Raw genomic sequence first — 18,748 nt, 5'->3', positions numbered from 1 at the left:
ATTTTCGCCAAATATCAAAAACATGGAAATGCGAAAATGCTACGCTCGCCGAAATCAAATAGCCGAATTTAATCCAGCTTTTACTAAGAATTTAACCGAATTTGACGGCAAATCTAAGTCCGGTTTAGCTCAAATTTGCTACCGAAGCGATAGATTTTTCGTGTCGTCTGCTTTAAATTTTACGCCAAAAAGCGGCAAAGCAAAATTTATTCGCACCGTCTTGATCGGAGCTTAAATTTACGGTCTGCGACGACTCTGTCCGCCAAAAGTAGCGATAAATTAGGGCCCAATTTACGCAAATTTATCGTTAAAACCGCCGTCAAATTTATCTTAGATGCCCAAATTCCGGTCTATACTCGAAGTGCATCGTATCAAAGCTAACCCAGCGCCCGCCCCAGATAAAGCCGTGCTTTTCAAATACGCGCACGATATCCTCTGGGATTTGATTGCGGTAGCGGCCGTCCTTGCTCCAGCGCCAGTAGTCGCTCTTGTCGGTATTTATATCGATCGCGATGCCGTAGGAGTGGGAGCTCTTGCGCTTTGTGCCTTCGATCACGCGCCAGTTAAACGTACCTGATGGATTATCGAGAAATTTTAGCAGCTCCGGCTTTTGCACGACCAGCGCGTCAAGTTCGTTTGAAACAGCTTGCAGAGCAGCTGCCGCGCCGTTTTTGGAGTTAAATTTAAACGTCTTGCCGCCGTGATTTTTTAGCCAAACGACTTCTGTCAAATTTACCTTCACTTCCGCCTCGTTTGCACCGTAAATTTTATCCAAAAGCTCGTAGTTTCGGTATCTGCCAGCGTCATTGCTAGGTAGAGCCAGAGGTTTAAATAGCGGATAAGGCTGCGCAAAAGTGTCCTCGACGTCGGCAAGGTTTAGCAGGTGCGCCGTATCTTTTGCCTCGCCGTCGTCAAATTTAATTTTACTGCCGTCAGCGAAAATCACCTCGTTGCCGACGATTTTCACGCCATAAGCTTTTTCGATCGCCGATTTTTTCGCGCGCTGCGCCTCCTCGCCGCTAGCCACTTCAAAGATATTCATCGAATTTATCCGCGAAACCAGCAAGCGTTTTGGATCGATGTCTGCTACGTCCGAGCCGATTTTTAGCGTCGTGATCGCTATGCCGCCGATCATGGCTCTGCCGTTATCTTTCGTGCGGATGCCCCAGACGTCGTGCACGGCGAGCGGTTCGTCGCCGCGCATACCCGCGTAGAGCATGATATGCCCGTTCATGTGAAATAGCGTTCTATACGGCACTGCTTGCGTTTTTATGACGCGTAGTTTTTCTTCCGCGCTTAGATTTGCCAGGCTCACGACCTTGCCGATTTGGCCTTGCGCCTTTGAGTTTCGCGGCAGCCACACGCCAAAGCTGCCTAGAAAATCCTGCAAAAACAGCGAGCAGTCGCGCTTGCCGCCAAACCCGCCCCAGCCGTAGCTTTGCCCGAGCAACGATGATGCGAGCGTTCTTACGTTTTCGTCGCTAAATTTAAGCGGGAAGCGGCTTGCGCTTTGTTTTGATATCTCGTAGTTTTTTAGCCCGTTTTGAGTCTGGATTTTGCCGTAAAATTTAAACTGATCCTCGCTTTGAAACGGCAAAATCGCCCCTATGCGCCCGTAAAACAAAAAGTTGCCGTTTTTGTCGTAGACGGGCTCTTCGTCTTTGATAACACTTAAAAATTTGGAGTTTTTTAGCTCCTGCACGGCCTCTGCGCTTAAAATTTTGATTTCGGTCGATTTCACCCAGGCCCATGCGGCGTCGCTACCTACGAACGCCCACGCGCCGTCGGCCGAAAAGTGCGAAACGTAAAGCGGATAACCGATTGAGACGAAAGAGAGCTGGGCGTAGTCAAACGGCAGCCCTTCGCCTGCGCGCACGGGATTATAGAGTACGGCCTCGTCGGTCGGTAGGTTTCGCAGGCTAGTATTTGCCGTCGTTATCGCAGGTAGAGAGACTTTGCCGAAGCTCTCCACGCTAGCGTTTTTTCGCACTTTTTCAAACCATTCGTTTGGAATTTTGCGCATATTTGAGAAATAATACTGCCTTTTTGCCGTATTTTTATAGTAATCTAGCGCCCAAAACGCATCTTTTGCAGTGGTTGAGGGCGCTTTTAGATCAAGCGAGTTAAAGCGTTTTTGCAGCAGAGTTTCGCCGCTACTTTGCGCTTCAAAAGGCAGTATCGGCAGCGCATTCGCATTTTGATCGACGTCAAATTTTAGATAACTGATGTGGCCTAAATTTTCGTCCGCGCTCTCCTCGGGCATATCGTATGCCGACGCTGTATTGGCACCTTGATCGGGTAAATTTACTGCACTAGAGGCATCTTTTGACGATGCGCAACCGCCCAACATCGCTAGCGCCGTCGCTACGGAAAATATAAATTTATAAAATTTCAATCTTACTCCTTAAAAATAAGCTATAATTTTACAAAAAGTTAGGGAAATTTGTGCTAAATCAGCTCTTAGAAATCTTAAAAAAATCAAACGTCTTTCTCACCGGGCGTGGCGGCGTGGGCAAAAGCCACCTCACGCAAGCGGTCATCAAGCACTATAAAAGCGAGCTAAAAAACGTAGTGGTGCTGGGTAGCACCGGCATCGCGGCGGTAAATGTCGGCGGAGTGAGCGTGCATAGCTTTTTTAAATTCGGCATTTGCTCAAGCCTCGAGGAGCTGCGCGGCTACGACCGCAAACAGCGTGGGAAACTTGGCGAACTAAAAAAGATGCTAGACGTCTGCGATCTCATCGTGATAGACGAGATCTCGATGATCAGCGCGGGGCTCATGGATATGATTTATTACCGCTTGATGAGTTCTCGATTCGTCGGGCGCGTGATGCTTGTTGGCGACTTTTATCAGTTGCCGCCCGTGCGAAAAAACGGCGAAGACGGCAACTCACTCTTTAAATTTCTCTACGCTTTTAACTCTAGCTCGTGGCATGAATTTGAGTTTAAAAATATCGAACTAGTCGTCTCAAAACGTACGAAAGACAAGAAATTTTACGATATCTTATCCATGCTTCGCGTCGGGCGACTGAGCGAAGAGGTGTTTAGCTATATCGAAAATTTACGCGTGCCAAGCGTGCAGGTAGATGACGATACGAGCGTGCTTTTTGGGCGAAACTACGAAGCGGACGAGCTAAATAACAAGATGCTCTCTAAGCTACCGACGCCGCTTGAAAGAGCCGAAGCGCTAGTGGAAATTTACGATGAAAATTTAAACGAAAACGCTCTGGATCGCTGGATCGCAAACCTCTACGCGCCTGAAATTTTAAATATAAAAATCGGCGCGAAAGTTATATTTACCATAAATAAATGGGGCGAGTATTATAACGGCGAGCGCGGGCAGATAATGCAAATTTTAAAAGAAGGCGGCGAGATAAAAAGCGTCATCGTGCAAAAAGCTGACGGCGAGATCGTCGAGGTAGAGCGAGCGAGATTTGATATGAGCGAGTTCGTGATGGCAGGCGAGCATTTGCAGGAGCGCGCGAGGGCGTCTTTGACGCAGTTTCCGCTAAAGCTAGCCTATGCGATCACGATCCACAAATCCCAAGGCATGAGCATCGAAAATTTAGTGTGCGACCTAAATCACATCTTTGCCAACGGGCAGCTCTACGTCGCGCTCTCACGGGCGATCGATCCTAAAAAGCTGAGGATATTTTACGGCAAAAGTCGGCCGTTTAGAGAGTATTTGCAAAGCGTCGTTAAAATAGACGAAGAGGTCGAGAAATTCTATCTTGAAAACAAATTTGAAAACATTAAGGAAGACGTATGAAAAAGATTTTTGCGCTGGCTTTTGCCGCGGTTATGGCCTTTGCCGAGACGTTAAATATCGATAATTTTGAAACCGATCTGTACTCCAGAGACGCTAAAAGCTCGATCAAAAAAGTAAGCGTGAGCCTGCGTCTAGAGGGGCGCGACGTCGCGGATAACGAAGCGTACGTGCTTGACGCGCTAAACGTCGTTATCGGCAGCTTTTATGTCGAGGATCTGCTAACCTCGCTGGGTAAGGAAAAATTTAAAGAAACTCTTGTTAAATACACCGCTAAAAAGCACTCCATAGATATCGACGAGGTGCTCATAATCTCGCTAAAAACCGTGCGCGAACCAAATATCGAAGAGCTACTTGAAGCGCTAAAAAACGTCAAAACCACAGGCTCTAAAAGATCGCAAAAAGAGCAAGTCGAGGATATATTGAGGGGAAATAAAAATCAGCTAAAACCGATGGATTTAAACCAGATAGATGATTTTGGCAAAGACTTCGGAGAGCAGTAAATTTAATAACGCGGCTTATCTTTTTCCGCCATACTTCGTTACCGGCTGAGTCGGCTTTGGTCACGGACGACCAGTCCGCCCCCTTGCCTCGATCGCCGCTGCCTCGTCTGACGAAAAAACACTGCGCCTTATCATTTTACGTTCAAATTTAAAGTCAAATTTGTAAATTTTACCCACCGAGACCCGAGTCTCGGCGGTGCTAAATTTTGGTTTCTCTAAAATTTAAGCTTTTTCTTTTTCTTGGGAGGCGGAAGGGGTTTTTACTTACGGTCTGCTTGCAGCTACGAGCGCAGCGAAGTAGAGCGTCGCCCTTTCGCCCCCCCAACCCCCAACCCACCCGACTGCACGTTCAAGATGACGACACTGCTTTGCTCTACGAGCAAAGCGTCGCTGGGGTTTAGAAACTAATTTTTGTTTGTCAAATGTGCATTTTCAAGATGCGGGTCTCGGTGAGTGAAATTTTGAGGCTAAATTTGTAAATTTGATTAAATTTGAGTTTTTAAACTTTGAGTGTAAAACGATAAGGCAAAGTATCGCGAGATGATTTTTAGGGTTGTGCGGTAAAATTTTGGCGAAGATAGAACATGTAGTTCATCGAGCCAAAATTTTATAAACTCCGTAAAAAGCGCTCGCGAGACAAGCCGCTTTTCACTAAAAATTTATTGGTTTATGACATCATAATACGACGGTATCACCGGCGTCAGCAAATCATCGCTTATCTTAAAATCTTTTTTCGTGTTGCTTAGCGTGATTTTGATTTTGTTGCCGAGCTTATCCTCGTAGTCGATCCTTGTGGGAATGTAGTTTTTGACGGTGATTAGATACTCTACGCCGTCGTATTTAGCCTTATAAAGCGTGTCGGTGATCTTAACCGCGTTTCTAACGACGTCGATCAAATTCGGCGCCTTTTCAAATTTAGAGACGATAGCTTGCTCGAGCGCATCCTCGATCACGACGACGCGGTTTTTATCAAAGTAGATTTTTTTAGGCGTCGGGCGCTCGTAGATCCAGTAGGCGCGGTTGTTGCTTTTTGCGTAAAATTTACCGTAGTAATCGACCGTTTCGCTCTCGCTCGTGATGGTTTGCACGAAGTCGCTTTGAAGCGTGACGAAATTTAACGTAGCCGCAAAAGCCGAGGCGCAAAATAGTAAAAATGCTAAAATTTTCTTCATATATTTTCCTTTACCGGACAAAATTCTAGCTAAGTTTAAATAATAAAATGTTAAAATCCGAACTTTAATAAAATTTAAAGGCTAGAAATGATAACGGCGTTTATGCAAAAGATATTCGGTACGAAAAACGACAGAGAAGTAAAAAAATATTTCAAACGCGTCGCCTATATAAACTCGCTTGAAAGCAAATATCAAGCGATGAGCGACGATGAGCTGAAGGCTAAATTTAACGAATTTAAAGCGCAGGTACAAAACGGCGAAAGGAGCCAGGATGAGCTGCTGGACGATGTATTTGCCATCGTGCGTGAGGTAGGTAAAAGGACGCTAAATATGCGCCATTTCGACGTTCAGCTAATCGGCGGCATGGTGCTAAACGACGGCAAGATCGCCGAGATGAAAACGGGCGAAGGCAAAACCCTCGTAGCAAGCCTACCCGTCGTGCTAAACGCGATGAGCGGCAAGGGCGTACACGTAGTGACGGTAAACGACTACCTCGCCAAACGCGACGCGACGCAAATGGGCGAAATTTATAAATTTCTAGGCCTAAGCGTCGGCGTGATACTAGGGGGCGAATACGACGACGAAGCGCGCAAAGCGGCATACGCCAGCGATATCACGTACGGTACGAATAACGAATTCGGCTTTGACTACCTACGCGATAATATGAAAATGGATTTCAAAGACAAGGTGCAAAGAGAGCATAACTTCGTCATCGTGGACGAGGTCGATAGTATCCTAATCGACGAGGCGAGGACGCCGCTCATCATCTCTGGTCCTACGAATCGCACGCTAGATGGCTACATCAAGGCAAACGAAGTCGCACGCCAGATGAAGCGCGGCGAACCGCCTGCGACTCCGCAAGAAAAAGCCACCGGCGACTTTACCGTCGATGAGAAAAACCGCACGATAGCGATCACCGAAGAAGGCATCTCAAAGGCTGAAAAGCTCTTTGGCGTGGCAAATCTCTACGACATGGAAAACGCGATTTTGAGCCACCACCTAGACCAAGCTCTAAAAGCGCACAATCTCTTTGAAAAAGACGTGCATTACGTCGTTCGCGAAGGTCAAGTCGTCATCGTCGACGAATTTACGGGGCGTCTTAGCGAAGGTCGAAGATTTAGCGAGGGCTTGCACCAAGCGCTCGAGGCTAAAGAAGGCGTAAAAATCCAAGAAGAGAGCCAAACGCTAGCAGATATTACATTTCAAAACTACTTTAGGCTTTACAAAAAACTATCGGGCATGACGGGTACGGCGCAGACGGAGGCGACGGAGTTTTCGCAAATTTACAAGCTTGACGTCGTATCGATCCCGACAAACGTGCCGGTTATCAGAAAAGACAACAACGATCTCATCTATAAAACCGAAAATGAGAAATTTAAAGCCGTGATCGACGAGATCAAAAAGGCTCACGACCGCGGTCAGCCCGTACTTGTGGGTACCGCCTCGATCGAAAAGAGCGAAAATCTGCACAACCTGCTCGTGAAAGAAAAGATCCCTCACTCCGTGCTAAACGCTAAAAATCACGAAAAAGAGGCCGAGATCATCGCTCAAGCCGGCGCTCGCGGCGCGGTTACGATCGCTACGAACATGGCTGGACGCGGCGTAGATATCCGTATCGACGACGAGGTGCGGGCTCTGGGCGGTCTATATATCATCGGCACCGAAAGGCACGAAAGCCGCCGTATCGATAACCAGCTGCGAGGTCGCGCGGGACGTCAGGGCGATCCGGGAGTTAGCCGCTTTTATCTAAGCCTTGAGGATAATCTGCTTAGAATATTTGGCAGCGACCGCATCAAGGCGATAATGACGCGCCTTGGTATCGAAGAGGGCGAAAGCATCGACTCGAAAATGGTCACTAGAGCCGTCGAAAACGCGCAAAAAAAGGTCGAGAGTTTGCACTTTGAATCAAGAAAACATATCCTTGAATACGACGACGTCGCAAACGAGCAGAGAAAAACCGTGTATAAATTTAGAAACGAGCTTCTTGATCCGAATTTTGAAGTCAGCGAAAAGATCAAACAAAATCGCGCCGAATTTGTCGAGCATCTGCTAGCTCAGGCCGAAATTTACGCAGGCGAGCCAAAGAGCGAATACAATCTCGAAAAACTAAGCTCCGTGATAATCTCAAACGGCGCATTCATGCAGCCGGATGAGCTAAAAGATCTCGACTACGCCGAGCTTGCCGAGAAGATAACGGCCAAATTTGAAGCCGACTACGAGGAAAAAATGGGCGTCATAGGCGAGGGTCAGCGCAAATACCTAGAAAAGGTGCTTTGCCTGCAGGTGTTAGATACCGCGTGGCGCGAGCATCTATATCAGATGGACATCCTAAAAACCGGCATCGGACTGCGCGGCTACAACCAAAAAGACCCGCTCACCGAGTATAAAAAAGAGAGCTTTAATCTCTTTATGGAGCTCGTTAGCCGCATCAAATTTGAAAGCATCAAGCTGCTAACGGCCGTGCGCTTAAGCTTCTCCGAGCCTATAGAGTCTGCGCCGCAAGAAGCGCAAGATAGCGAGGCTATTAGCGCGCCCGAGAGTGAAGAAAAGCCCGGCAAAAAAGTGTCCAGAAACGACCCGTGCCCGTGCGGAAGCGGTAAAAAATACAAAGACTGTCACGGCAAGAGCGGGCCTAAAAAAGGAGCTTTTGCGGAGGATTGGGATAAAATTTAGCTTTTGGGTTTTGGCGGCGGCTTATTAAATTTTGCATTTAAGCTCGCTGCTGTTTTTGCGGCGGCGTGCTTGTTTTTGTAAAATTTACGCCGCTTTTTTACGGCGTATTTTTAGATTTAAAACTTACAAGCGACTTTAAAATTTACCGCCCAATCGAGCAAATTTTAAGCGCGCCGAATTTGACAAATTTAAAACTTGCGCCCAAAGTAAAATCTAAGTAGCAAGAAGCCCCTAAAATATAATAAATTTAAAAGGTGAGCTATAAATTTGATCAAAAAACCCAGCTGAAACGGACTTTGAAAAATTAACGGCGAGAAAAATAAAAACGTGCACCGAATTTATAGGCGAGCAAAAAAGCAAAACCTTTGCCTATAAATAAAATCAAAAGGTGCAAAAAGCCCAAATTTAAACAACGGAAAATCAAATGAACCTAACCAAATATCTACTTTTCAAATATCTACGGTTTGACAAAACCCAGCCCTTTATCATGCTTTCAGCGCTTTTGGCTTTTCTTGGCGTGGGCGTCGGGCTCATGGTGCTTATCGTAGCGATGGCAATCATGAACGGCTTTGACAAGGAATTTGAGCGCAAACTTTTTACCATGAACTACCCGATCACGATCCTCTCCGCCATACGCGGCAACATCGACGAGAGCGATGTTAACGAACTAAAGCAAAAGTTTCCGAATCTCAAATTTAGCCCATATATCATGAGTCAAGTTATCATAAAGGGGGCGAATAGCTTTGAGGGCGGACTGCTTTTTGGTGTAAATTCGGCCGACGAAAAGCAGATAAACTCGGTCGTTGCGGCCGGCCTTGAGAACCGTGAGCTAGACGGATACAGCCTGCTCGTAGGTCAAGGCGTCAAAAACGAGATGATGATAAACGAAAACGACAAACTCACGCTCATTTTTACTAAAAACGACCCGAGCGGTTTTGCGCTAACGCCTAAAATGAAGCGCTTTGACGTCGTGAGCTCGTTTAGCTCGGGGCTCGTTGCTTACGATAAAAGCTACCTCTACACGAGCGTGGAGGCGCTACGCAAGATACTCGAGTACGATGAGGGCAAATTTGACGGTATACACGTGTTTTCAAATGATCCGTTCGCCGACATCGAAAAGATCTCGCGCGAGCTGCGATTGGGGCAAAAAGCCATCGGCTGGTGGCAACAAAACGGCAACTTTTTCTCCGCTTTGGCGCTTGAAAAACGCGCGCTTTTCATCGTTTTGATGCTCATCATCCTGGTTGCCTCGCTAAATATCATAAGCTCGCTACTTATGACCGTTATGAACCGCCGCCAAGAGATCGCGCTACTGCTCTCGCTCGGTGCTAGCAAGGCCGAGATCAAAAAGAGCTTTTTTGCTCTCGGTGCTACGATAGGCGGGGGCGGGATAGTGTTTGGGCTCGGGCTCGGACTCTTTGGCGTGTGGTTGCTCGGCAGCTTTGATATCGTAAATTTGCCGGCCGACGTCTACGGCAGCGCGAAGCTTCCTATGGAGCTATCCTTGCTAGATCTTGCTATGATCTTGGTCGGAGCTATCGTCATCGTAGCGTTTTCGTCGTTTTATCCGGCCAAAAAAGCCGCACAGATAAACGTGCTTGAAACGCTTAGGAATGAATAAATTCGGCATTTTAGCCAAAATGCTTTTGCGTTAAATTTGAGCGAATAAAATTTGCCGTTTTGACCGCGTTGGCTCGTCTATTTTTTGAATTACGTAAAAAGCGGTAAAATTTTATTTATATAAAAATACGCCGTTTTAAATTATTTTCGTTCGAGTTTTTATTCTCGTGCGTGTAAGTTTTTTAAATTTAAGCCGCCGTCGGTGTCAAATTGACTCTCCAAACTAGAAATTGTACATCGTGTAAGGTATCCGCAACCAAGTAGTAGCCGTAAGTTTGTCTAGGTTTTGTCGTGCTGCGATAGTGCTAAATTTTATTTACGGCATTTAGAAAGCCATGCTTACGGTCGGCACTTATGCTAAATTTACGCCATATTCTACTGCCGTTTTAAAATGAATTGTATCAATTTGCAAGCAAAAATTTGAGACCCTTTAAGGTATAATGCTCAAAATTTAATCCAAATTTGGGAGAAAATGACGATCGAGTATGCGCACCGCATTGCCGAGGCGGCGGGACTGGATATTGATTTAGATTGCGAAGGGATCGATTTACAGGATAAGCTTTACGGGCTTTTTCAGTGTTTTATGCCTGACGGAGCGGGTGTGCGGGCGGTGTTTGCGCCGCTACAAGACGGCTTTGCTACAAGCTCGTATAATGCCGATCTACGCAGGCGGACTTTTTAAAGCCCTATTTCAAGCTGTATCTGGCGGGGCGACAGGTCGCGTTTGAGTGCGACGAGGTTATTGTTTTAACTCGCTAAATTTACACTTCTAAAGGAACTAAATGCAAACGGACACTTTTGGCCGGCTAAAATTTGAGCTGCGCGAATACCTAAGGCTCTATGATGCCGGGCTAAAAAAGCGGGCAAACGAGCATCTAAAGGGCGCCGTTGGTAAATTTAAAAGCGAGTTTAGCGAGGCGCAGCGGGACTATGCGCTGGGTGAACTTTGCCGCGAAATTTTAGACGAAGACCAAAGCGAGCTAAAAAATCTAAAAAACCGCGGCAACGGCGAACTACCGTTTGAGCTCGGCGAACTAGTCGGCGAGTATCTAAAAAGGCGCTGTATCGCAGGCGAAATGCCGCATCTGCGCTGGGCGTATCAGATTTGCATGCGCGGTTTGCATGAGCTTGGTGGGGACGAGCTTTTGCGCCGTGCATATCGCCACGAGCGCTGCGACGCGCGAACCGTGGAGTTATATTTTTGCATGCTATTAGACGCGCTAGACTGGGGTGCGCACCATTTTCCCGAGGGCTGCCTGATCGAGCGCGCATACTACGAGCAGCTAACCAGCGAAGCCCGCGACGTAAGAGAAAAACACGAGATAAGCGCGCGGCTAAATTTAGAGTTTGAATACTTCGTAAAGCTTTACGAGTGCTATTTTGAGTTTAAATCTCGCGGCGGCGAAGTTGATTTTTACGCGCTGTGCAAAGAGGCGGGGCTCTAAATTTCGCGCCCGTAAAGTCTTTTTATTATGAGTAGCGAGGAGCGGCTAAATTTAACCGGATGCAAATTTAAAACGAGCGCCAAATTTGTAGCTCAAAATTTGGCGTTTGATTGGTCGCAACGATACGCCGAATTTTAAATTTCAGAAAAAGCGGCTCGCTTTAAATTTCAGCTCAAATTTACCTCGCGTGCCGCAAATTTTACAAAATGCTCAAATTTACTTCTACGCCGCGATATTTTGCAGGTTTTCAAAGCTAAATACGTTTAGTCCGTTTTTGTATTCGTAGCTTAGAGTTAGCTTATGTGCTTTGATTATATTTTCCACGATGTAGAGCCCCAGACCGAAGCTTTTTTGCGCGCTTTCGCCCTTGGTAAATGGCTCGACGTAGTGGCGTAGTTCCTTTGACAGCCGCTCGCCTTCGTTGATAAATTTGATCGACTCTCGCGTGATAGTTATGTTTACATGCTTGTTTGGAGAGTATTTTAGAGCGTTATCTATCATGTTTTTTGCGGCGATAGCTAGCAGCTTAAAGTCCGCGTTTAGGTTCACATCCTCTAGCTTGCTAATAGTAACCTGTCCGGGATCTACCATCGCGATATCCAGAGCCTCGTCGATGACGTCGTCGATACGGCAAATTTTAGTGTTATTTAGCGCGATGTTTGAGGTGACTTGCTCGACGGCGGCAAATTCATTTATGAGATTTTCGAGTTTTATAAACACCGATACGAGTCGCTCTTGGTTTTTGTTTTTTTCGATCATTTCGGCGGCTAGGCGGCCTTTGGTGATCGGCGTTTTTAGCTCGTGCATTATGTTTCTTAAAAATAGCTTGCGCGACGCGTTTAAATTTTTAATCTGACAAACCGCGTCGTAAAACGCTTCCGCAACCTCGGAAATCTCGTCGTTACCGCTGCTGATGTTTTGTACTTCGTCGATCTCGCCCGCGGCAAATTTGGCTATCTGGCGCTTTAGTTTTCTTAGCGGTTTTAGCTTTCTGATAACAAAAACGTAAGCGGCCAGAAGTATGATCGCAACTAGCAAAAAGATAATCTTGATGATGTCGTAGCGGTATGGTTGATAGTCGTTATCCTTTAAAAGCAGGGTTTTATCCACGTGCTGGACTTTTAGATAGTGGTGATTTTGATAGATCATGATGGCGCTAGAGCCGATGTCTGCAGAGATCTCCTCAAGCACGGTTGCGTTTGCCAGGATCTCCTCTTTTTGCTGTTCGTTCGTGATCTCAGGCATCTTAAAGTCGCCCGTTTGACGCTCGTACTCTTTTTCGTTTATGATACCGCTCATCAAAAAGAGCTGATTTCTAGCGATCGTGGAGTACTTGGCGTTTAGCTCGCGCGCGTAGTTTTGCTTGTCGTAGTCCATCAGCCACAAAAATGCTAAAAAGATGCTTGTTAGCGCAAGCGCAAAGATAAAAGTGATAGTGTAAAAAACCGATGAGCGTTTCATTTGCGGGCTTTATGTCAAATTTACTGCATTAGCTTGTAGCCGATACCGCGGATAGCGTGGATGTATCTTGGCTCTTTGGGGTCGTCGCCTAGCTTGCCTCTGATGCGCCCGATGATGACGTCGATGCTCTTATTTGTCGAGTCCTCGCTGATGCTCGCGCAGTTGTAGATGAACTCCTCGCGAGTGATCGCGCCGCCTTCTTTTTGAAGCATGTATTTTAGGATGTCGTACTCCGCCGCGGTCAAATTTAACGGCTCGCCTTTTAGCGTGATGACGTGCTTAAAATCATCTACCGCGATATCTTTCTCGCGCGCAGGCTCCTTTGTGCCGCTTAAATTTGCGCCCGCTACCGCGCTTTGGCGGCGCAGATGGCTTTTGATACGAGCAAGTAGTTCCTGCGGGTCGTAAGGCTTTGGTAGATAATCGTCCGCGCCGTTATCTAGGGCGTTTACTTTGTCGGTGATATCGTGGCGCGCGCTTGAGATGATGATGGGCACGTCGTGGCGCTTGCGGATCTCTTTGCACACTTCTAGGCCGTCAAGTCCCGGCAGCGTGAGATCTAAGATCACGAGGTCGAATTTTTCTACGTTTAGCGTCGAAAGTCCGATATACGGCTCCTCTGCCGTCTTTACGTCCATATCGCTTTTAGCTAAAAACTCGGTCAAAATTTCAGCTAGCTCTAAATCGTCTTCTATCATCAGAATTTTTATCATTTTATGTCCTTTGGGGGATTATAGCGAGTTTTGACTAAATTTTTAATGGCGAGCGCGGCTAGTTTCCTGCGCGCCTTTAAATGATTTTTGCTTCGCTTTGCTCTTAGCTGCAAGCAGAGCGTAGTTCAAATTCCTTCCTTCTTAACATAAAAAATAGCGCCAAATTTAACTCACTCAAATTTGGCGCTTTCAAGACTTGGGTCTCGGTTCGTCAAATTTAGTAAAATTGGCTCCAAATTTGAGCGTAAAAAGTCAATATGTGCAAGAGACAAGCCTGTAAAATCGCAATCAACCAGAAATTTCCTTCTCCCAGCCCCGTCCCCAGGCCGCATACGCAGCATTTTCCTTTTTATAACCTTTTAGGTTCTCAAGAGCGCACAAAAACAGGGCTTTGTTAGTAGGTTCGTCCATTAGCGCACGTAAATTTTTATAAATTTTATCATCCTGATACGATGAGAAGGCATCGACCAATACGTCCAAGCTCTGCGCGCTAACGCCGTATTTATCGATAAAAGCCTCGATAAATTTTATATGCGCGCTTTGATGTTCGTCGTCTACGTTTTTAAAATACTGCTTAGCTAGCGCGAAATATTTCTCGCTTTTTAGCGCAAGGCCAAATACCGCGTAACTGCCCGTCATTAGGCACTTTTCGTCGTTTATATCGGCGTAAAATTCGTATTTATGCCTTAGAGCCTCTTTGGCATAAAGCTCAAGCTCCGAGTCTACCTCATGCGCTAGCGCGGTAGCGAAAAATCGGTGCGTCTGCGTCTTTTCAAGCCCTTTTACCGGCAGATAGGCTTTATCCGCTTTTGAGCTAAATTTAACGGCGTAGCTAGCCGCAAAGCCCGCACGCAGCAGATTTACGATAAAGATTAGCGCCTTTTTGTAAGCCTGAGGCGTTTCGTTTTTGATTTTTACGCTAATTTGCGCAAAAACATCGTTTGCGGCGCACTCTACGTCCGCGTCTTTAAAACTCGTTAGGCTTTCGTCTAGCTCGCCTGTGCCGCAGTCTAAATACTTTTGCGCCTGCGCCGAACCGAAAATTTTAGCCGCGCACTCCAAATCCTTGCGCGCAAAATCCACGTCCCAGGCGTAGCGCTTAAATTTGATCCGCCAAAACGCCGCCCGCACGAAAAGCGCAAGCTCGCCAGCGCCCGCATTTTGGGGCGCAAAATCCTTTTTGAGCTTATAGCTCTTGCTCCAGCCGTTATCGCTGATATCATAAAATTTCGGCAGAAATTTCTCCTCTTTCCAGCGCCGCAGATTATTCTCTAGCGCGATGATAAAATCCCCCAAAAGCCGCCTGTTTTTGACGTCTTGCACCGCGGCGATAACCCGCTCAAGCAGCGCCGTTAGCGCCGCTTCGTCGTAATCCATAAGCGAAAGATCGAAAATGCGGTCCATAAACACGAAAATCTCGCGGCCGTCTTTGATCTTTTTATCGCGGCGGATGATGAGCTCGTCTATATAATCATCTATTTTGCGCTTTAGCTCAGCTTTTCGCGCAGTGTTTTCAAAGTAAAATTTATGCTCGCAGCTGCGCTGTGCCAAGCTCCCGCTCGCACCTTCAAATTTGACCGCCAGATCCAGCTTATACGCAAAAAACGGCAGATTTGCTTCGGCCAAAAACTCCTCCTCAACGCTCTTTGCGATAAGTGGGGCAATCTCCTCAAACTCCTCGCGCTCTAGCTCGTCCACTTCGGGCGCATCGGCTCTAAGGCTATCTGCGTCAAAGTCGTGGAGGTAGAGCTTGATGCGAGATTTGCGGCACTCCACGCCTAAAAAATCAAAATATCCCTCCTGTACGCGGCACTGTGAATACGGCGTCTCGCCCTTGTACTGGGAGTCTAGTTTGCCTGCAATCAGGCGCTTGAGCGCGTCCGCGATCTTGCCTGCTAGCGAAATTTGAGCTTCGTTCATCGCCCGTCCTTTTGAGATAAAATTTGGATAAATTTAGCTCAAATTTGCTTAAATTTAGCCGTTTAATACGGCTTTTGGGTTAAAATTTCTGCGCCGAATTCGGCATGATATTTAACGTAGTCGTCGGCTAAATTTAATGTAAATTTAAAGCGCGTAAATGTGGGGCGGTAAATTTGATAAAGCCAAATTTAAGAAAGTGAGGGTGGATGAGTGTGTTTGTTGAGCCTTAAATTAGAGTCCAAAAAGTGATTAAATTTGAGCGGTCGCAGTGCAAATTTGTCTAAATTTGCCGTCAAATTTGGCAGGCAATTTTAAAAATAAATTTAAGTTCTAGTTGTGGTCTGCATACGCGATAAATTGGGCGAGTTGTTTAGCTGCGAGCGGCAAAAATGAGGGGGGATCGTCAAATTTACCGCAGGCTAAGCTAAAATTTGACGCGAGCTATTTTGGAGCGCAGATACTACAACTCGGCAAATTTGGGTAAGTCTTAAAGCGTAAATTTTGAAAAAAAGATAAATTTAGAAAAAGGCGCATTTTAGCGCGCCTTAGTCTTAGATTATTTGATAACAAGACCTTGGAAAAGTCCGCCGCGATTGACCCAAACGAGAGTTTTTTTGCCTTTGGCGTTTGCTACGGCCTTGTTAAAGTCGTCTAAATTTTTGATATTTTCCTCGGCGACTTGGATGATGATATCGCCTTTTTCAAAGCCGAATTTTTCGGCATTTGAGCCTGATTTTACGTCTGTAACGAGCACGCCTGCGACGTCTGAGGCTAGTCTATACTTAAACCTCGCGTTATCGTCGATCGAAGTTACGCTAAGGCCGTCTATCGCCGAGTCGCCTTTGGTCGTTTTGCCGCCGCTTGACTGGGCGTTGGCGTTAGCTAGTTTTATCTTAGCGGTCTCTAGCTTGCCCGAGCGCTCGTAGGTTAGCGTGATCTCTTTGTTCGGAGCTAGCGAGCCGATGAGATTTTTTAGGTCGTTTGCGTTTTTTATATCTTTATCGTCGATTTTTACGACCAGATCGCCTCGTTTAATGCCCGCGATATCGGCCGGTAATCCCTTTTCTACGCTGCTAATTAGCGCGCCTTCTTTGTTTTTGTAGATCTCTTTTTGCTGCTCGTTGAGATTTGCTATCATCACGCCGATATATCCGCGCTCGATCTTGCCGTCTTCGATGAGCTTTTTGGCGATATCTTTGGTCATATTTGACGGGATGGCAAAGCCGATACCGTTGTTTCCGCCGCTGCGGCTAAGGATGGCCGAGTTTATGCCCACTAGATAGCCTCGGCTATCGACTAGCGCGCCACCTGAGTTGCCAGGATTTATCGAGGCGTCGGTTTGGATGAAATTTTCGTATTGATTAAGGCCGATGTTGTCTTTATTTAGGCCTGAGACTATGCCCTGAGTGATACTGCCGCCCACGCCGAAAGGATTTCCGATGGCAAAAACTATATCTCCTTCCATTAGCTTAGCCGAGTCGGCAAAAGGTATGGCTTTTAGCTCTTTAGCGTCGATTTTGATGATAGCTAGGTCGGTTTTGGGATCGGTGCCGATGATTTTTGCTTTGTACTCTTTATCGCTATCTAGCAGCGTGACTACGATCTCGTCGCTATCTTCAACCACGTGGTTATTAGTCACGATGTAGCCGTCGGAGGAGATGATGACGCCAGATCCCAAAGAACTGCTTTTTTGCTTTTCTTGAGGGATGTTAAACTGAAAGCCGAAGAAATCTTTAAAAAAAGGATCGTTAAACATATCGCCCATATCGGCCCCCGCGCCGTTTAGCGTTTTTGTAGTGGAGATATTTACGACCGATTTTTTAGCGTCGGTGATGGAGCTATTGTAGGAGAGGACGACGTTTTTATTAAATTCGGGATTTATTCTAGTAAAATCCTCTGCGGGTTCGTTAAAATTTATGCTTGCGGCAAAGATCGCGCAAGACGTAGCCAAAGATAATACGGTTATCTTTTTCATTGTTTTTCCTTTTGGATAAAATTTTTCAAAGCGCGATTATATGGCGCTAAGCTCAATGTAAAGTTAATTATTCTTTAAGCCGTTTAAAATTATCTTATTTACTATACTTGATTGACATACGCTAAAGCTTTGTGCTATAATCGCTATAAAATTAATTGACTAAAAGGATATAATATGAGCAATAGTCTTTACGAAACGTTAGGCGTGTCCGAAAAGGCTTCCGCAGACGAGATAAAAAAGGCGTATAGGAGGCTGGCGCGCAAATATCATCCCGATATCAACAAAGATCCCGGTGCGGAGGATAAATTTAAAGAAATAAACGCCGCGTATGAAATTTTAAGCGACGAAAAAAAGCGCGCGCAGTACGACAGGCACGGCGACGCGATGTTCGGCGGACAGAATTTCCATGATTTTGCGAGCAGCTCAGGCATGGGAAATTTGGACGAAATTTTAAAAAATATCTTCGGCGGCGGCTTTAGCGGTAGCGCTAGCGGTTTTGGCGGTTTTTCTAGCAGGGGCGGTTTTAGCGGCTTTGAGGACGAGGAGGATATGGACTCGCGGGCAAAGGTAACTATCCCGTTTGACGTAGCGGTAAAAGGCGGCGAATACTCGATAAATTTTAACGGCGAAAACATCAAAATAAAAATCCCAAACGGCATAAATAACGGCGAAAAACTACGCATAAAAGGCAAAGGTAACGGCGGACGCGGCGATCTGATACTAACCGTAAATATCGCGCCTAGCGACGAGTACGAAAGAGACGGCGACGATCTATATAAAGACGTGCTAATCCCGCTAAAAACGATGATGTTTGGCGGTAAGATAGACGTAAAAACGCCTAAAAAAGACGTCACGATAAAAATCGCCGAAAACTCAAAATCGGGGCAAAAAATCAGGCTCAAAGGGTACGGCGTGCAAAATAGAAAAAGCGGGATATTCGGCGATCTGTATCTGCGAGCGCGCGTGTCTTTGCCGGACGTTAATGCCCTAGACGGCGAGCTAGCCGAGCTTATGAAGCAAAAACTCCCGGAGGCATAAGATGAAACAATACGAAGAACCGGTCTATCTAATCAGCGTCGTAGCAAAGGTGCTCTCCATACATCCGCAGACGCTTCGCCAATACGAGCGCGAGGGACTGCTAGAGCCGTCAAGAACCGAGGGCAAGATGCGCCTTTACTCCGAAAAAGATATGGACCGCATCAAGATGATACTACGTCTAACGCGCGATCTTGGCGTAAATTTAGCAGGCGTGGATATCATCTTGCAGCTAAAAGATCAGATCGAGCAGTCTGAGGCCGCGATAAGGCAGATGAAAGAGGAACTGGCTAAATTTGAACAAAGCACCGCACCGTCTAAAAAAGCTCTCGTAAAGCGCAAAAATAGCTTTGATCTCATCTTTTACGATGATAAAAATTAATCCTTTTTATCCGTTAAAAAGGTAAAATCGGGTAAAATTTATTTACGAAACGCGCCAAATTTGAGGCTATTAGGGCGCTAAATT

14 protein-coding genes are annotated in these 18,748 nt (G+C 46.3%); 8 read left to right on the top strand and 6 right to left on the bottom strand.

Going from position 1 to position 18,748, the window contains the following annotated elements:
- Nucleotides 1-325: 325 nt before the first annotated feature.
- Nucleotides 326-2,395: a M15 family metallopeptidase gene (locus QZ157_RS04485; protein ID WP_295142364.1), complete on the bottom strand. Its 2,070-nt coding sequence runs from the start codon at nucleotides 2,393-2,395 to the stop codon at nucleotides 326-328.
- A gap of 50 nt (nucleotides 2,396-2,445) precedes the next feature.
- Between QZ157_RS04485 and QZ157_RS04480 the strand changes: the two genes are divergently transcribed.
- Together QZ157_RS04480 and QZ157_RS04475 are read left to right on the top strand one after the other, a co-directional pair.
- A complete protein-coding gene (locus QZ157_RS04480) occupies nucleotides 2,446-3,768 on the top strand; it encodes an AAA family ATPase (protein WP_295142361.1) in 1,323 nt (440 codons plus the stop codon).
- On the top strand, nucleotides 3,765-4,268 hold the full coding sequence (locus QZ157_RS04475; RefSeq protein ID WP_295142358.1) for a hypothetical protein: 504 nt from the start codon (nucleotides 3,765-3,767) through the stop codon (nucleotides 4,266-4,268). The genes QZ157_RS04480 and QZ157_RS04475 overlap by 4 nt, the downstream gene beginning before the upstream one ends.
- Before the next feature lie 659 nt (nucleotides 4,269-4,927).
- On the opposite strand, the gene lolA is transcribed toward QZ157_RS04475, so the two are convergent.
- A complete protein-coding gene (lolA, locus tag QZ157_RS04470; protein ID WP_295142355.1) occupies nucleotides 4,928-5,440 on the bottom strand; it encodes a LolA-like outer membrane lipoprotein chaperone in 513 nt (170 codons plus the stop codon).
- Nucleotides 5,441-5,527: 87 nt separating this feature from the next.
- Here lolA and secA point away from each other — a divergent pair, with 87 nt between their 5' ends.
- From secA to QZ157_RS04450, 4 genes are all read left to right on the top strand, one after another.
- A complete protein-coding gene (secA, locus tag QZ157_RS04465) occupies nucleotides 5,528-8,113 on the top strand; it encodes a preprotein translocase subunit SecA (RefSeq protein WP_295142352.1) in 2,586 nt (861 codons plus the stop codon).
- A 424-nt stretch (nucleotides 8,114-8,537) separates the two neighbouring features.
- Nucleotides 8,538-9,734 carry an ABC transporter permease gene (locus QZ157_RS04460; RefSeq protein WP_295142350.1) on the top strand — a complete coding sequence of 399 codons (1,197 nt, stop codon included), beginning with the start codon at nucleotides 8,538-8,540 and terminating at the stop codon, nucleotides 9,732-9,734.
- A 471-nt stretch (nucleotides 9,735-10,205) separates the two neighbouring features.
- Nucleotides 10,206-10,415, top strand: a complete 210-nt coding sequence (locus QZ157_RS04455; protein WP_295142347.1) for a hypothetical protein — start codon at nucleotides 10,206-10,208, stop codon at nucleotides 10,413-10,415.
- A 100-nt stretch (nucleotides 10,416-10,515) separates the two neighbouring features.
- On the top strand, nucleotides 10,516-11,178 hold the full coding sequence (locus QZ157_RS04450; protein ID WP_295142344.1) for a hypothetical protein: 663 nt from the start codon (nucleotides 10,516-10,518) through the stop codon (nucleotides 11,176-11,178).
- A gap of 222 nt (nucleotides 11,179-11,400) precedes the next feature.
- Here the strand turns inward: QZ157_RS04450 and QZ157_RS04445 are convergent, their stop codons facing one another.
- From QZ157_RS04445 to QZ157_RS04430, 4 genes are all read right to left on the bottom strand, one after another.
- Nucleotides 11,401-12,639: an ArsS family sensor histidine kinase gene (locus tag QZ157_RS04445; protein ID WP_295142342.1), complete on the bottom strand. Its 1,239-nt coding sequence runs from the start codon at nucleotides 12,637-12,639 to the stop codon at nucleotides 11,401-11,403.
- A gap of 20 nt (nucleotides 12,640-12,659) precedes the next feature.
- Nucleotides 12,660-13,352: a response regulator transcription factor gene (locus QZ157_RS04440; RefSeq protein WP_295142339.1), complete on the bottom strand. Its 693-nt coding sequence runs from the start codon at nucleotides 13,350-13,352 to the stop codon at nucleotides 12,660-12,662.
- A gap of 288 nt (nucleotides 13,353-13,640) precedes the next feature.
- Nucleotides 13,641-15,272 (bottom strand): DUF6138 family protein, encoded by a 1,632-nt coding sequence (locus QZ157_RS04435; protein WP_295142336.1) that lies wholly within the window; start codon nucleotides 15,270-15,272, stop codon nucleotides 13,641-13,643.
- Between the two features lie 556 nt (nucleotides 15,273-15,828).
- Nucleotides 15,829-17,247 (bottom strand): Do family serine endopeptidase, encoded by a 1,419-nt coding sequence (locus QZ157_RS04430; RefSeq protein WP_295142333.1) that lies wholly within the window; start codon nucleotides 17,245-17,247, stop codon nucleotides 15,829-15,831.
- Between the two features lie 174 nt (nucleotides 17,248-17,421).
- On the opposite strand from QZ157_RS04430, the gene QZ157_RS04425 reads away from it, so the two are divergent.
- Together QZ157_RS04425 and QZ157_RS04420 are read left to right on the top strand one after the other, a co-directional pair.
- Nucleotides 17,422-18,285, top strand: coding sequence for a DnaJ C-terminal domain-containing protein (locus QZ157_RS04425; RefSeq protein WP_295142330.1), 864 nt, complete (start codon nucleotides 17,422-17,424; stop codon nucleotides 18,283-18,285).
- Between the two features lies 1 nt (nucleotide 18,286).
- A complete protein-coding gene (locus QZ157_RS04420; protein ID WP_295142327.1) occupies nucleotides 18,287-18,664 on the top strand; it encodes a helix-turn-helix transcriptional regulator in 378 nt (125 codons plus the stop codon).
- Nucleotides 18,665-18,748 lie beyond the last annotated feature (84 nt).

Origin of the sequence: uncultured Campylobacter sp. (assembly GCF_905372745.1) — a bacterium.
Taxonomy (GTDB): domain Bacteria; phylum Campylobacterota; class Campylobacteria; order Campylobacterales; family Campylobacteraceae; genus Campylobacter_A.
The sequence above is the reverse complement of the archived record's forward strand: the minus strand, read 5'-3'. Positions and strand labels throughout refer to the sequence as shown.

Excerpts from the sequence above, each read along its gene's own strand:
- QZ157_RS04440 (WP_295142339.1), bottom strand. The coding sequence starts at position 13,352 with ATGATAAAAATTCTGATGATAGAAGACGATTTAGAGCTAGCTGAAATT.
- QZ157_RS04460 (WP_295142350.1), top strand. The coding sequence starts at position 8,538 with ATGAACCTAACCAAATATCTACTTTTCAAATATCTACGGTTTGACAAA.
- QZ157_RS04420 (WP_295142327.1), top strand. The coding sequence starts at position 18,287 with ATGAAACAATACGAAGAACCGGTCTATCTAATCAGCGTCGTAGCAAAG.
- QZ157_RS04455 (WP_295142347.1), top strand. The coding sequence starts at position 10,206 with ATGACGATCGAGTATGCGCACCGCATTGCCGAGGCGGCGGGACTGGAT.
- QZ157_RS04475 (WP_295142358.1), top strand. The coding sequence starts at position 3,765 with ATGAAAAAGATTTTTGCGCTGGCTTTTGCCGCGGTTATGGCCTTTGCC.
- QZ157_RS04425 (WP_295142330.1), top strand. The coding sequence starts at position 17,422 with ATGAGCAATAGTCTTTACGAAACGTTAGGCGTGTCCGAAAAGGCTTCC.
- QZ157_RS04445 (WP_295142342.1), bottom strand. The coding sequence starts at position 12,639 with ATGAAACGCTCATCGGTTTTTTACACTATCACTTTTATCTTTGCGCTT.
- secA (WP_295142352.1), top strand. The coding sequence starts at position 5,528 with ATGATAACGGCGTTTATGCAAAAGATATTCGGTACGAAAAACGACAGA.
- lolA (WP_295142355.1), bottom strand. The coding sequence starts at position 5,440 with ATGAAGAAAATTTTAGCATTTTTACTATTTTGCGCCTCGGCTTTTGCG.
- QZ157_RS04450 (WP_295142344.1), top strand. The coding sequence starts at position 10,516 with ATGCAAACGGACACTTTTGGCCGGCTAAAATTTGAGCTGCGCGAATAC.
- QZ157_RS04430 (WP_295142333.1), bottom strand. The coding sequence starts at position 17,247 with ATGAAAAAGATAACCGTATTATCTTTGGCTACGTCTTGCGCGATCTTT.
- QZ157_RS04435 (WP_295142336.1), bottom strand. The coding sequence starts at position 15,272 with ATGAACGAAGCTCAAATTTCGCTAGCAGGCAAGATCGCGGACGCGCTC.